Annotated in this window: 12 protein-coding genes and 1 riboswitch; all 12 genes read left to right on the top strand. The window is 44.0% G+C overall.

Going from position 1 to position 14,097, the window contains the following annotated elements; genetic code table 11:
- Positions 1 to 725 (top strand): sensor histidine kinase (locus LUCIF_RS20550; RefSeq protein ID WP_133306309.1); only part of this gene is annotated, 725 nt, incomplete at its 5' end.
- Between the two features lie 52 nt (positions 726 to 777).
- Positions 778 to 972 (top strand): Flp family type IVb pilin, encoded by a 195-nt coding sequence (locus LUCIF_RS20545; protein ID WP_207858205.1) that lies wholly within the window; start codon positions 778 to 780, stop codon positions 970 to 972.
- A gap of 149 nt (positions 973 to 1,121) precedes the next feature.
- Complete coding sequence (locus LUCIF_RS26225) at positions 1,122 to 1,283, top strand: hypothetical protein (protein ID WP_165866088.1); 162 nt, start codon at positions 1,122 to 1,124, stop codon at positions 1,281 to 1,283.
- 79 nt (positions 1,284 to 1,362) lie between these two features.
- Positions 1,363 to 2,715, top strand: a complete 1,353-nt coding sequence (locus LUCIF_RS20540; RefSeq protein ID WP_122629712.1) for a TadA family conjugal transfer-associated ATPase — start codon at positions 1,363 to 1,365, stop codon at positions 2,713 to 2,715.
- Positions 2,716 to 2,727: 12 nt separating this feature from the next.
- Complete coding sequence (locus LUCIF_RS20535) at positions 2,728 to 3,657, top strand: type II secretion system F family protein (protein ID WP_122629711.1); 930 nt, start codon at positions 2,728 to 2,730, stop codon at positions 3,655 to 3,657.
- A gap of 137 nt (positions 3,658 to 3,794) precedes the next feature.
- Positions 3,795 to 5,225, top strand: coding sequence for an anion permease (locus tag LUCIF_RS20530; RefSeq protein WP_207858195.1), 1,431 nt, complete (start codon positions 3,795 to 3,797; stop codon positions 5,223 to 5,225).
- 104 nt (positions 5,226 to 5,329) lie between these two features.
- On the top strand, positions 5,330 to 5,740 hold the full coding sequence (locus LUCIF_RS20525) for a helix-turn-helix domain-containing protein (RefSeq protein ID WP_165866087.1): 411 nt from the start codon (positions 5,330 to 5,332) through the stop codon (positions 5,738 to 5,740).
- 84 nt (positions 5,741 to 5,824) lie between these two features.
- Positions 5,825 to 6,865, top strand: coding sequence for an HD-GYP domain-containing protein (locus LUCIF_RS20520; RefSeq protein WP_165866086.1), 1,041 nt, complete (start codon positions 5,825 to 5,827; stop codon positions 6,863 to 6,865).
- Positions 6,866 to 6,924: 59 nt separating this feature from the next.
- Complete coding sequence (locus LUCIF_RS20515) at positions 6,925 to 7,905, top strand: diguanylate cyclase (protein WP_122629708.1); 981 nt, start codon at positions 6,925 to 6,927, stop codon at positions 7,903 to 7,905.
- Positions 7,906 to 8,326: 421 nt separating this feature from the next.
- A complete protein-coding gene (locus LUCIF_RS20510) occupies positions 8,327 to 9,772 on the top strand; it encodes a sigma-54-dependent transcriptional regulator (protein WP_122629707.1) in 1,446 nt (481 codons plus the stop codon).
- A 309-nt stretch (positions 9,773 to 10,081) separates the two neighbouring features.
- Positions 10,082 to 10,957 (top strand): DDE-type integrase/transposase/recombinase, encoded by an 876-nt coding sequence (locus tag LUCIF_RS20505; RefSeq protein ID WP_122629706.1) that lies wholly within the window; start codon positions 10,082 to 10,084, stop codon positions 10,955 to 10,957.
- Between the two features lie 144 nt (positions 10,958 to 11,101).
- Positions 11,102 to 11,186, top strand: a riboswitch (cyclic di-GMP riboswitch).
- Positions 11,187 to 11,600: 414 nt separating this feature from the next.
- Positions 11,601 to 13,949, top strand: coding sequence for a hypothetical protein (locus LUCIF_RS20500; RefSeq protein WP_122629705.1), 2,349 nt, complete (start codon positions 11,601 to 11,603; stop codon positions 13,947 to 13,949).
- Positions 13,950 to 14,097 lie beyond the last annotated feature (148 nt).

Raw genomic sequence — 14,097 nt, 5'->3', positions numbered from 1 at the left:
ATGTGCGCTGCATGGTGGAACTGGCGGATAAAGTTCAGGCGCTGGTACAAAGCCAAAGTTTCGGTTTCAAGGTGATTATGGCCCAGGAAGAGGAACGGCGGCGGGTGGCCCGGGAAATGCATGACGGGCCGGCCCAGGCCATGGCCAATGTTATTTTTTTGGCGGAAGTCTGTGAAAAACTGATTGAGCTGGATACGGGCCGGGCCAAAGAAGAGCTACATGAGCTGCGGCAGCAGATTTTGGGCTGTCTCAACGAGACGCGAAAAATTATTTTTGACTTACGGCCCATGGCGTTAGATGATCTTGGGTTAATCCCTACGGTGAAACGAATTGCCGATATCTTAAAAGAACGCAAGGGCATAAAGGTCAGTGTCAAACCGTTGGGGCACGCGGAAAAGCTGGAGTCCCATATAGAAATCGGCCTGTTCCGGATCATTCAGGAGTCCTTAAATAATATCGAAAAACATGCCGAGGCATCGGAAGTGGAGATTTTGATTGAGTTTCAGAGCGACTGGGTTGCGGCTGAAATAAAAGATAACGGCAAAGGGTTTGAGGCTGATAAAAATCACTATGAGGGGGACTCTTTCGGATTATTGGGAATGAGAGAACGGGTGAGTCTGCTTGATGGCGAGTTGGTGATTCATTCCCGGCCGGGGGAGGGGACGGAAGTCCGGGTACGAATTCCGCTCTCAGCCGCAACCCGGGAGGCAAAACAGCTGGCCTGAGGAAGATGCACTGTTTTGCCAGGCGTCGTAACAAAGAAAGGAGGTGAAAACTATGTGTATAAAAATGTATCTCTGGTGGGAATCGGTAAAAACGAATCTGCGTAATCAAAAAGGTCAAGGAATGGTTGAATACGGATTAATTTTGACATTTGTTGCTTTGGCCGCGCTAGTCGCCCTTACTAGTATGGGGAAAAACCTCGGCACTATGTTCACAACAGTTGCCGGCAAATTAACTACGGGTAACTAGTTACAGTAGCCCCCGGTTTAATCCGGGGGTTGATTCTCTTGCTGAAAATGGATATATATGCCAGCAAATTAAGATGCCGTTGGCAACGGCGGGAAGATTTGCCGATGCAGAATTTTTCAACCATACCTAATTAAAAGGAGGTTATCGGTATGAGAAAAATAGCAGGACTTCTGCGGCCGCAACAGGGCCAGGCGGTAGTTGAATATGCCCCCATATTAATTTTTGTAAGTATTGTGGCGTTAGTGGCTTTACGGGTCATTGGAAACTGGTCGAGCGGTAATTTTGAAACGGTTGCCGGCTTTTTCCAATGATGTATAGCGAGGCCTGGCAAAATCGTTAGATTGTGCAGTAACGCGGGAAAAAGCGCTTTTTAGCAGGAGGGAAGAGATCATGACTTCATTGTCGCAAAGACTTTCTTCGCAGAGCAGTCTGGAAAAACAAGTATTTCATACTAGTAGGGAGCCAGGCAAAACGTCGGCCGTAAATGAGCTGCGGACCCGGGTCCACCGGCGCGTGGTTGACGCAATCAGCAAGGAAAAAAGCAAGTGGGCGATAGAAAAGGACGCGGAAAAAATCGAGACGGAGGCCATACGTATCGCCAATCAGGTGATGGATGAGGAGCCTGTGCCGGTGCTTCGTTCGGACCGGCAGAAAATTATTGAAGAGATTCTGAACGATGTCTTTGGCTACGGGCCAATTGAGGATTTGTTGAAAGATGACACGATTTCGGAAGTCATGGTCAATTCAGCCGATGCTATTTATGTGGAACGGGCGGGAAAAATTGTTTTGACGGATGTCAAATTTCGGGATGATGCGCATGTGCTGCAGATCATCGAAAAAATTGTCGCGCCCATTGGACGCAGAATTGATGAAAGTTCTCCCATGGTAGATGCCCGGCTGCCTGATGGGTCCCGGGTCAATGCGATTATCCCCCCTTTGGCGCTGAAAGGGCCGAGCTTAACGATCCGTAAATTTGGCAAAAATCCGTTAACTGTTGCCGGTTTGGTGAAAAACGGGACAATGACGGCGGCGATGGCCGACTTTCTCGAGGCTTGCGTCTTAGGCAAGCTGAATGTTTTAGTGGCCGGCGGCACCGGTTCCGGAAAAACAACGACCTTAAATGCCCTTTCCTCCTTTATTCCCAATGACGAACGAATTATTACCATTGAGGATGCCGCCGAATTGCAGCTCAGACAGGATCATGTTGTCACACTGGAAACGCGGCCGGCAAATATTGAAGGCAAAGGAGCCATTACCATCCGCGATCTGGTCAAGAACTCGCTGCGGATGCGCCCGGACCGGATTGTAGTCGGCGAGGTCCGAGGAGGTGAAGCCCTGGATATGCTGCAGGCAATGAATACCGGGCATGACGGTTCGCTGACAACGGCCCATGCCAATAGTCCACGGGACACATTAAGCCGGTTGGAAACTATGGTGCTGATGGCCGGTATGGAATTGCCGGTGCGGGCCATCCGCGAGCAGATTTCGTCCGCTGTGGATTTAATTGTGCAGCAATCGCGGCTGCAGGACGGAAGCCGCCGTATTACCTATCTTACGGAGGTGCAGGGAATGGAAGGCGATATTATAATTCTGCAGGACATTTTTCAATTTTGTCAGCAGGGGAAAGATGAGAATCATAAGGTGATCGGCGAGTTTAGAGCAACCGGAATACGCCCTAAGTTTCTGGATAAACTGGCGGCGCTGGGCATTCCGGTCCCGAAGGAGATATTTTGGCAGAAGTAGGGTGGTGATATTATGGCATTTTTAATTGCGGTTTTATTATTTGCGGTCCTGTCGCTTCTTTCCTATTTTGTAATCAATATTTATCTGGATTCCTCCCCGTCAATGGAGTTGCGCTTCAAGGTTGTTGGCGATATCATTCAGCGCCGGACGGACCCGGAAGTTGAAAAGTTATTGACCAAGTCCTTCAGTGAACGGATTCTAATCCCGCTGGGAAGAAGATTTGCCGACCGGTTTAAAGGATTTACGCCGGTCGCAGTTACGCAACTGGTGGAGCAGAGGCTGGTGATGGCCGGCGGCATGGCAGGCTTAACGGCCGACCAGTTTATTGCCGTGACCGGCCTTATCACCGGTGCGGCGGTAGCTGCTAGTGTGTTGCTTTCTTTCTTGCTTAACTTTGGACTGGCGAAAATGGTCGGTGCCATTCTTTATGCTTTGGTTTTGGGATTGTTTTTGCCCCACTTTATGCTTTCCCGCAAGATTTCCGCCCGGCAGGCAAGCATCCAAAAGGACCTTCCCGATGTTTTGGATTTGATCACGGTCAGTGTGGAGGCGGGACTGGGTTTTGACGGCGCTTTGGCCAAGCTGGCGGAAAAAATGAAAGGGACCCTGGTTGATGAATTCAGCCGGGTTTTGCAGGAAATGCGCATGGGGGTAAGCCGGAAGGAGGCGCTGAAAGGAATGAGCAGCCGGTGTGGGAATAAAGATTTATCATTATTTGTTACCTCATTGATCCAAGCCGACCAACTGGGGGTTAGTATCGGCAACGTGCTTCGGGTGCAAGCGCTGGGAATCCGGCAAAACCGGCGGCTGCAGATAGAGCAGAAAGCCAATAAGACGCCGGTCTACATTCTGCTGCCGCTGATTCTCTGCATATTTCCCTCATTGTACATTATCCTTTTGGGACCGGCCGTACTCAGGGTCTTTACCATGCTTGCCAAGTGATTGCTTTATGGGATGATGAACAATAAAAGCTGTTTTATCCGCTTCTCGGTTTTTAGCGCCAGTTCAGGAATTATTATTTACCCAAGCACTTCCAGGCAGATTACTTGCATCATTGATACAAAATGAGGAGGAAGGTTATGAACAAGAAACTGATAGACGGATTTATTACTATTAGTGTTGGCATTATTTTATGGCTTTTGCCGGTTCCCAGCGGTTTGACACAGCAAGCCTGGCATTTGTTCGCCGTCTTTGTGGCGACCATTCTGGGATTTATTCTCCAGCCGCTGCCAATGGGGGCAGTGGCGTTCATTAGCATTTCATTTGCAGTTACGTCGGGTCTCTTGCAGCTTTCCCAGGCTTTGAGCGGGTTTAGCGACAGTACTATCTGGCTGATTGTAGCGGCCTTCACATTTGCCAGGGGATTCATCAAAACCGGACTGGGGCGGCGGATTGCTTTTCAGTTTATGAAAATTTGGGGCGGTAATACGTTGTTCCTTGCTTATTCAATGGTTGCCACCGATCTCGTAATGAGTATTGCCACGCCGTCGAATACGGCCCGGGCGGGGGGCGTTATTTTTCCGATTGCCCGCAGTCTTTGTAATGCCTTTGACTCTCATCCCGGACCAACGGCCCGAAAATTTGGCGCTTTTTTGATGCAGACGGTATATCAGTGCAATGGCGTTACTTCCGCCATGTTTATGACTGCTATGGCCGGTAATCCGCTGTGTGTGGTCCTGGCTAAACAGACGTTGAATATAAACATCAGTTGGTTTGGCTGGGCGCTGGCTGCCAGTGTGCCGGGTATTATTGCTTTAATCGTTATTCCGCTGGTGATTTATTTGGTGTATCCTCCTGAAATAACCGAAACACCGGAAGCAAAAACAATGGCCAAGCAAGCATTGGCTGAGATGGGACCTATGAGCGCCGCGGAAAAGGTACTCATGATCGTTTTTTTTGGTGCGGTTGCATTGTGGATTTCCGCCGGTTTGCAGCACATGTTCCCGGAATTTCCGTTCCCCCGTATGAGTGCCACGGCAGTAGCCTTGCTGGGTGTTGCCGTAATGCTGCTGACTAATGTGCTTGCCTGGAGAGATATTATTGAAGAGGGTGGAGCCTGGGATACCTTGATTTGGATGGGCAGCATTGTTGCTTTAGCTAAATTTCTGGCTTACTTTGGGTTTATTCCCTGGTTTGCGGCCACTGTCAGCGCCAGCATCAGCCATGTTGCCTGGATTCCGGCCCTTTTCATTTTGACGGTACTCTATTTGTATTCTCAATATGCTTTTGCCAGTCTTACCGCCCATATAACGGCATTATACAGCGTATTTCTTGCTCTGGCTTATGCGGCGGGGGCACCTCCTGTGTTAACGGCATTAGTTTTTGCTTTTTCGTCCAGTCTGTGTATGTCTTTAACTCACTATGCGGCGGGTCCGGCGCCTATCTTTTATAATGCCGGCTATGTTTCTCAGGTAATTTGGTGGCGGATTGGATTTATTGTCTCCGTTATTAATATAATAATCTGGGTAGGTTTGGGATCAATCTGGTGGAAGGCAATTGGCTTGTGGTAAACCGGAGGATTCTCCGGTTTATTTGCAAGAATTTGTCTAAATTAAAGAGTCCAGCCGAATAATAACTTCATGTCATTATATAAATGGGACAGGGAGAAGTGAGAATGAACGAAAAGAATTTTGCCGTTAAAGACAATGGTCTGAAAATTGCCGCTTTGCGACTCGGTGTTATCCAACTGGCGGAAATGCTTGGCAATGTATCGGAGGCTTGCCGGCAAAGCGGAATGGACCGGGCCAATTTTTATATATGGAAACGCCGTTTTCAAATCCATGGCATCGAAGGACTGAAAAACCGTTCGACGGCGCATCTAACGCATCCCCAGAAAACTTCCCGGGAAATGGAAGAAAAAATTATTAAACTTAGTTTACAATATTCCAACTGGGGTTGCGTAAGATTGTCCGGATTTTTAAAACAGCAAGGAGTTTATGTCAGTTCTCCTACCATTCAAAAAATATTGATCCGGCATAATCTTGGCCGGAAATGCCAGCGGCTGCACAAGACGAAACAGAACTAAATATATATATTGGCAGTTACAACGGAGTAACAGAGATTAAAATTGTAGTTAATTTATAATTAAGATATGTGTGAGGATGAGTTTATGAAAGCAAGAAGGTGCTCCATTGCGCAGGCCGAACCGGGAATGGCTCTGGCCTATCCGATCGTTAAAGAACATAGCCAACTCATTCTTGCTGAGGGAACTGTATTAACGGATACCATTATTGAACAGCTTAAGTACCATGAAATAGAATATTTGGATATTATGGAAAAGAAAAGTAGAAAATTGCCTTTTTCCCCAACGAAGACATTTGATCCCTTATATTGCGAGACTGTTCAAGCCATTAAAAACTGCTTTTCGACCATTCGCTATTTTAAGGAAGTTCCCTTAGGTCAGATGAAGGAGTTAATTGATACGTCAATTGACCCGTTGGTTGATGCCCTGAGTTTTATTAATCATTTGTATACAATTCGCCGCCAGGACGATTATACTTTTTATCATTCGTTAAATGTTGCGGTTATCTCCGGTATCTTGGGCAAATGGATTGGGTTGTCGGGGCTGGAGTTAAAAGAGGTAATTTTAGCCGGTCTGCTGCATGATATTGGGAAGACTCAGATACCGGTTGAGATTTTAAATAAACCGGCTAAATTGACCCCGGACGAAATGGAAAGCATGAAAAGACATTCCCTGATTGGCTATGAACTGCTTGCCGGATCCCGGGGAATCAGTGAAAGTGTACTCTATGGTGTTTTACAGCATCATGAACGGATGGACGGGTCGGGATATCCCTATGGATTACCGGGAAAGAAAATACACTCTTTTGCTAAGATTATAGCCGTAGCCGATACCTATGATGCGATGACCTCAGACCGTGTTTACCGGAAGAAGCGTCTTCCCTTTGATGTGATTGAAGTAATTAGTCAAGAGATGTACAGCAAACTCGATCCTTCCGTTTGTTTTGTATTTTTAAATAATGCAACAAACCATTTAATTGGAACTAAGGTCAAACTGAATGACGGCCGCGAAGCGGAAGTCATTTACCGGGGAGATTATTATTCGTCCCGCCCTACGGTGTATACGCAGGATGGAGAGTTTATTGATCTGCAGAGGAATAAAGGCGTTCAGATTATTGAATTGGTTTGACCTGCATTCCAAAGCATGCCGGAACTATGCCGTGATAATTCAGGTGGAGGCATGATGATATGAATCTTGAAAGGCAGTCCGTTCTCATTGTAGACGATTCACGCCTAAATCTTATGTTCATGAAGGATATCTTAAAGGACCGTTATAAAATATTTTGTGCTACTTCCGGGAAACAAGCCCTGGCTATTACCATGGCCGAGCGGGTGGACCTGATTATCCTGGATGTCACGATGCCGGACATGGATGGCTATGAAGTTTGTGAGCAGATTAAGAAAAATCCGCAGACGAAAAACATCCCGGTTATTTTTGTATCGGCTATGGAAGAAGAAGAGAATGAAGCCAAAGGGCTGGAAATCGGGGCGATTGATTATATTATAAAGCCGTTCAATCCGTCAATTCTTAAGGCACGGGTAAAGAACCACCTAGAGTTAAAAAAATACCGGGATATCCTGGAAAAATTATCGCTGGTTGATGGTTTGACCGGATTAGCCAACCGCCGTTATTTTGATGAAGTCCTGGATAAGGAATGGAGACGGGCCTTACGGAATGGCGATAATTTGTCAATCATTTTGCTTGATGTGGATTTTTTCAAGAAATATAATGACCATTACGGACATTTGGCGGGGGATGATTGTCTCCGGCAAGTGGGAAATGTTTTAAAAGACTCGGTAAAACGGGCCGGTGACCTGGCGGCGCGTTACGGCGGAGAGGAGTTTGCGGTTATATTGCCGTCAACTCCGTGGGAAGGCGCCTTTATTATTGCGGAGAAAATGCGGCGAAATATTGAGTCTTTGCAAATTGCCCATCAAGTTTCGGAAGTAAGTTCCTATGTTACCATCAGTGTTGGGGTGGCTAGCTTGAAACCGGAGATGGATATGATTCCTGATATTCTGATCCGGAATGCGGATGACGCGTTATACCAGGCAAAACGGAACGGACGGAATAAAGTTTGCCTGGATAAATATAAAGCGGTACGATTTATTAATAAGAATCTTACATGTAAAATCTTTAGAAGAGAATCCCGTACATTGGGACATTAACGGCATGATTCTACTCAAACGTGTAAAAAAGAATAATAACGTTAAGCCACCGGACTTCAGGGTGCTTAACGTTTTTTTTGTAAATGATTACATTGTTGACTGATTTTTCATATAGCCATCATTTCGCACACTGAACTTATGGCGACAATATCTCTCCCAATCTATTATTATTACACTAATCAGTTCCAGCCTGGCGCAAAACGCAGCATTTCATAGTAAAGTAATTTTATACCCTGTTTGGAAAAGGAATTAATTAGTTTTTGTAGTAATTTGTTGTAAAATAATAGATTTTGGCAATTGCCTCGGTGAATTTGAGGAATCATGTAATAAAGCGATGTCCCGATTACATATTAGCAACAATTAACATGAGCATGAATTCATTCAGGGCATTTTCCAAAAGTAACCAATTAGGGGGAGTTTCATGAATATTCTTTTGGTTGATGATGCTAAAACGAGCCGAACATGGATTGCGAAAGCTCTAATACGGGCAGGTCATAATGTGATTGAGTGCAATAATGGCGAAGCGGCGTTGGAACATTTTATGGCCGATTATTTTCCGTTAGTGCTGTCAGACGTTATTATGCCGGGTATGACCGGCCTGGAATTATTAAAAAAAATTTCTGCATCGCCAAAAAAAAAAGAAACCGATGTTGTTTTATTTACGGCCCATAACCAATCCGAATTAGCCATTGAAGCACTTAGGGCAGGGGCCTACGATTATTTGCTTAAACCCATTAACATACAAGAACTATTAATGATTATTCAGCGGTTGGCAAAAAAGAGGGGAGGGAAAGAATATCAACCATTGAGTGTCAGTTTTATCAATGAGGCTGGTTTCGCTACGGAAGAAGCGCGTCAGGAGTTGGAACGCTGCAGAGAGGCTCTGGCGAAATCCGCCGGACTTTATCAAGCAGGTTTTTTTTCCCCGATTATGCAAAATATAGCGTTATTAGCTCAAAAGTATCATAAGGACCGGTCGGTCCCGGTCCTTATCGAGGGAGAAACAGGAACCGGGAAAGAACTGATCGCCCGGATGATCCATAATGGTAGTACGCTAAGCGAGAAACCCTTTGTAGCCATTAATTGTACGGCCATATCGCCCCAGTTATTTGAAAGTGAACTTTTTGGGTATGAATCAGGTGCCTATACCGGCAGTCTGCGAAAAGGCCAAATCGGAAAATTGGACTTGGCGCACGGGGGAACGTTATTTCTTGACGAAATCGGTGATATGCCTCAAGACCTGCAAGTAAAGCTTCTGCGGGTGATTCAGGAGAAGGAATTTTACCGGGTAGGGGGCTTGCAAAGAATAAAAACAGATATCCGCATTATTTGCGCTACAAATGCCGACCTTGTGCGGCGTTTAAAAAGCGGCGCATTCCGCCCGGATCTTTATTACCGGCTTAGAGTGGGATATATTTTGCTTCCCCCGCTTCGGGACAGAGTGGAAGATATTGTGCCGTTGGCAAATTTATTTCTTAAACAATTTAGCCAGGAAAAGGGAAAACGTTTTCAATCGGTGGGAGCAGCGGCCGCACAACTTTTAACGGGTTATGAATGGCCCGGCAATGTCCGCGAATTGCGTAACGCCATGGAATGGGTAGTATTTATGTACGACGACAATGAAGTAAAGCCCGGGCATTTGGGAGTACTGGGACTTCATTCTCAATGCAATCGGGAAAATGCTTTGGCTCAGGTGATAAACCCCTGGAATTTTGTTATTCCACAAGAAGGATTTTCTTTGGATGATTATGTTGACCATATTGTTGAGCAGGCATTGGAAATGCATCAGGGCAATCGGGCTGCAGCTGCACGGATGCTGGGCATGACCCGAAGAGCATTATGTTGCCGCCTGGAAAAGATAAAATGAGATTTTTCATTGCGAGTTTGACGTATAGGTAAATTCGCTCCGGAGGTAGTTTACCTATACGTTATTTTTAAAATAAGTACTGGACAATGAAAGATGCCCTGGAGCCATGAGAAAGAAGGCTTGACAGGTTTTGTCAATGAATGGCGAATGATGGCATGATTTTTGCTCTTATATATTGCATGATCAGTAATCTTCAGGAAGTTTTAGAGTTCATTTTTTCAAACATGAGAAGACTCCAAGCCGTAGGGAAAAATTGTAATCCGGACCGGACCAGGAGTATCTTGCTCAGTTTTCAAGGAGATGAATTGAGTGGGAAAAGAAAAAGTAACAACGAAGTCACCGGAAAATGTTACTGACCGTATTTTTCTAGGGGTGGGTACGTTTCCAAGAGTATCTAAGATTTATCAACTTGAATGGAGATCTGGATTACCGATGCAGGGGATGGTGAACTTGCAATTTCCGGCTGCCGCTTACCAAACTTCCAGGCAGTTTACGCCCCTTCCCTGGCAAGGCTTAAAGCGGGAAAAACAATTCAGACTGCAGAGTAACAATAAGCCGGTCCTCGCAGGGGAAGAGATGCTTCCCAAGCAAGGGGAGGTCCTTGGCAACCAGGGAATTGATTATGGAAAGCAGCAGTTTAGGCCCAGCCGGCCGGGAGAAATGCTGGCCCAGGCTACCTTTTATATGGGGAGGTTTAAAAATGCCGGTGCGGTGTATCTATATGCTGTCGTTGATACCTATAGTTTCTTTGCTTTTGGTTTTCTTTATACCGGGAAAGTACCGGAGGGGGCCGTAGCCATTCTGCATAATGAGGTATTCCCATTTTACCGGGCGAGAAATATCCCGGTAGAGGCCGTTCAAACAGATAACGGACGGGAGTTTAGCGGGCAGAAGATGCATCTTTTTGAATTATATTTAACGCTGAGTAATATTAAACATTATAAGCGATTGCAAAGCAGTGGTATTCTGGAGGATTTTAAACAAACAGTGCAGAATGAACTTTTCCAGCGAATTTTTTGTAATAAAAAAATTGATACGATTGAGACACTTCAGCAAGGCTTGGATCATTGGCTGCATTACTACAATTATGAGAGAGGGTGCTTAGATCAGAAGAATAAGCGGGAAATCCCCATTGACCGTGTCAAATTCTATCTTGCAGACAGGAAAGAGAAACAGAATAGTTGAGTATTTGCCGGCTGTGACTTGAAGTCTGACGTAGTTGGCGGGCCTGCAGTTGTGAAGAATACAGACAGGATAGGATTCGTAAAAATGATTGACGGACTACTGTATTAATGATAAAATTATAAATTAACTAATGTATTCAGAAATTTTTATAATGGGCAAACCCGCCGAAAGACGGGGACGCAAAGCTATGGGTCTAAGGACACGGGTCTATGACTGCCAGGCCGCCAATTAGAGTCAATCCTAATTGATATAAGACAGGCGGTCGCTTGTCTTTTTTTATGGTTTGAAAAAATATTTTTTGGTTAATTCTAAGTAGTACGTGTTCCTGAAGCAGATATTAGATGTTTAAATATGGGTAATTTTTCAATTTTTGGGACGGTTGGAATACTTTATTAATAAAAAACATTTTTTTTATTGATGTTTTTTTCTTTTTTTATTTTATTTTTAAATTTTATCTGATATTATTATTGTCAGAAAGGATGATTAGTTATTGAAAAATAAACGGGAATATCCGGGACGTATCTGCAGCATTTTGTAAGGTTTCATAAAAATTTTACGTTGCTGTTTTTATCTATGGGTTTGGTAGTATTGTTGTCGTAAACGAATATTAGTATTAATGAAAAACGTGTGTGAGGTTAGAGCTATGCATTGGGAGATAAATCTCTTAAAACATTTAGTAAACAAAGAACTCCCGCGTCTAAACAGTAATTCTCTCCATTTATTTGGCGAAAAGTATGGAATTAATTATTTTGGGGAAATAAATCGTCAAGTTTTAAAAAAGTGCTATTTTGATGATGTTATTCTTTGCCGGAATGTACTGCATCAGTTAGCTTTTTATGGAGTTATTTTTCAGGGAGGTTTGTATAACTATTCTATTTTAGAAAATGAAGATGATTCGTTATACCTCTGGAAAGACATTGCCGAAGAAGGTATTTTTAATCCCCCCATTCCGCAGCACGTCCTCCGGAAAATGAAAGAGTATGGGATTTTTTTTGAAAAGGATGCTATCGGCATTCCACTGTTGTCTTTGCTTAAATATCAAGAAGATTTCCCTTTTCAAGAAGTTTTAAGTGATTATGGTTTCGAGTTGCTTACGTATCGTCAGTTTTTGAACAAATTGGGATATTATTACCCGGATGTCCGGAATACTTCAAACTCCGCAAATGCATCCGCGAAGTTTGACAGTTCACCGGGTAATCCGCTGAGACCTGCCGGCTGCGATGCCTGGGGGCAGGTTCTGGACGAATTGGAAACATTATTGCAAGGGCCTGATGGGAAAAGTACCAGTGAAATTTGCGAGTCCTTAAGACGGTTACGGGAAAAGATTGAAATTTCCCAAAAGAATAAGGACGTTGAAGAACTGATTGATACGGCGGGTAAAATACGATTGGACGGAAAAATTTTAGAAATTCCTTTCGGCTTACTGGGTAAGCCAATATTTCTGGAGAAGTTTTCCGGATGTCAGCAAGTGCCACAAAAACTAACCATGTTAGGATATACAAAGTGGAATGAATTGCCTTTCGATTTAGATGAAGAGTTAAAAAAGATTGCCGGTATTGGTCCGAAAACAATAAAAAAATTTGTAGCCAAAGTTGGCGAAATTTTTGCCGATGCCCGCCAAACCGAAGCGAACGATTTGGCAGTGAAGATCTCTTTGGGAAAGCTCCAGGTTTGCTTGCCGCAGGAAAAAGTTGCCGGGTCTTTGACACAGCTAAAGTCACATCAATTTGACGTTACGCCTGCTTTAGATATCCTTTCGGCTATCGGCATTCGATCTTTTAACGATCTTCCTTACAAATTGGAGAATCTGGGGCAATGGCTGCCGAAATTTCAGATATTCGAAATTTTTGATAGTCTCTGCTCAGTTTTTAGCAAAAATTTGACGCTTGAGTCCCGTATACAGTTTACAATCTCTTCTATATTAGATATTGTGAACAGCCGGAAGTGTAAGGGAATTCAACGGGTTTTGTCTATTTTGGAGACGAAATTTCATATGCTGCAGGATAAAAAGAATCCTTCCTTAAAAGACATTGGTAATGTATTTGGCATTTCCGGAGAGCGAGTGCGTCAGATTCTTGCACGGTTTTGGCGAAGAGAACTGTTAAGACCGGATTGCTTTATGGAAAGCATTATTGATGATATAAACCGTTTAGGCGGTTTAATCCCGCTTGAGCACTTTGGAACTGGTTTTAAAGATTTGTCCCGGTTTGAGCAGTTTATTGCCGGTGAAGTGTTTAATGTTTTTGGGTTAACAGTGGTGGTACAGGATTCTTTGCTAACAACACTGACGAAAGGCGATTACGGAACGGTTCTGAATGAATTGGAAACGGAACTGCAAAGTGTCGACGTGCTGCCCATTAATAAAGCGGTGGTAGAGGAAATTGTCAAATCGCTTATGAGCCGAAGAGGGTTTCACCCTTCCGGTCAAAAGGCAATCTTGCATATTACTTTCAGAGATATGCTGATGCCGGGAGATAATGGATTTGTGTTGAAAAAGCTTTCTAAAAGTGAAAAAATACTATATGTTCTCAAGGAGTATTCTCAAGGTCTGGCTATCTATAAAGAGTTTGACAGTTTTTTTGCCAGACTGGATAAACTTTTTCCCGGTGATTTCCATAAAGACGACCGCTACATCTATTCTTCCGTTGCCAGTTCCGAGAAGGCATTATTGTGGGGCTGGGGTATTTATATCCATCGGGACAATATCCAAATCAACAAAAAGGATTTAGAGAAGGTAGTTACTTGGATAAATAGACAGTTTGCCGGCGGGCTTGAAAAAATGTCGGTGAGTACGGCATTTAATGAATTTAGAAATTTTATGGACGAAAAAAGTATACCGAATGAGCACGCGTTATATAGTTGCTTAAGATATTTTTACGGCCAAAATTTCTTTATGCCGAAAAGTCCATATTTGTATCCTCGTTTTGAACGCAAGCAAAATATGGAAAAGTTGGAAACGTTTATTAAAGACAGGCAGCATGCAATCAATTGAGTACAGCAAAGAATTACCCCATAAAAAGAGGAGGGGCTGACCAAAAGGGTCAGCCCCTCCTCTTTTTAGTTTTAGGAGGTAAAGTAAATTTTCTTCTTTTAGCGGTAGATAAAGAAAAGCAAGCATAGCTGTTCTGTCAACATTTTAT

The organism is Allolucifera butyrica, assembly GCF_900476375.1.
GTDB classification, from domain to species: Bacteria; Bacillota; Negativicutes; order Sporomusales; family UPPP01; genus Lucifera; species Lucifera butyrica.
This window is presented reverse-complemented; position numbering and strand designations above follow the sequence as displayed.

Bases quoted from the DNA above. Each gene is read 5' to 3' on its own strand.
- LUCIF_RS20545 (WP_207858205.1), top strand. From the start codon at position 778: ATGTGTATAAAAATGTATCTCTGGTGGGAATCGGTAAAAACGAATCTG.
- LUCIF_RS26225 (WP_165866088.1), top strand. From the start codon at position 1,122: ATGAGAAAAATAGCAGGACTTCTGCGGCCGCAACAGGGCCAGGCGGTA.
- LUCIF_RS20540 (WP_122629712.1), top strand. From the start codon at position 1,363: ATGACTTCATTGTCGCAAAGACTTTCTTCGCAGAGCAGTCTGGAAAAA.
- LUCIF_RS20535 (WP_122629711.1), top strand. From the start codon at position 2,728: ATGGCATTTTTAATTGCGGTTTTATTATTTGCGGTCCTGTCGCTTCTT.
- LUCIF_RS20530 (WP_207858195.1), top strand. From the start codon at position 3,795: ATGAACAAGAAACTGATAGACGGATTTATTACTATTAGTGTTGGCATT.
- LUCIF_RS20525 (WP_165866087.1), top strand. From the start codon at position 5,330: ATGAACGAAAAGAATTTTGCCGTTAAAGACAATGGTCTGAAAATTGCC.
- LUCIF_RS20520 (WP_165866086.1), top strand. From the start codon at position 5,825: ATGAAAGCAAGAAGGTGCTCCATTGCGCAGGCCGAACCGGGAATGGCT.
- LUCIF_RS20515 (WP_122629708.1), top strand. From the start codon at position 6,925: ATGAATCTTGAAAGGCAGTCCGTTCTCATTGTAGACGATTCACGCCTA.
- LUCIF_RS20510 (WP_122629707.1), top strand. From the start codon at position 8,327: ATGAATATTCTTTTGGTTGATGATGCTAAAACGAGCCGAACATGGATT.
- LUCIF_RS20500 (WP_122629705.1), top strand. From the start codon at position 11,601: ATGCATTGGGAGATAAATCTCTTAAAACATTTAGTAAACAAAGAACTC.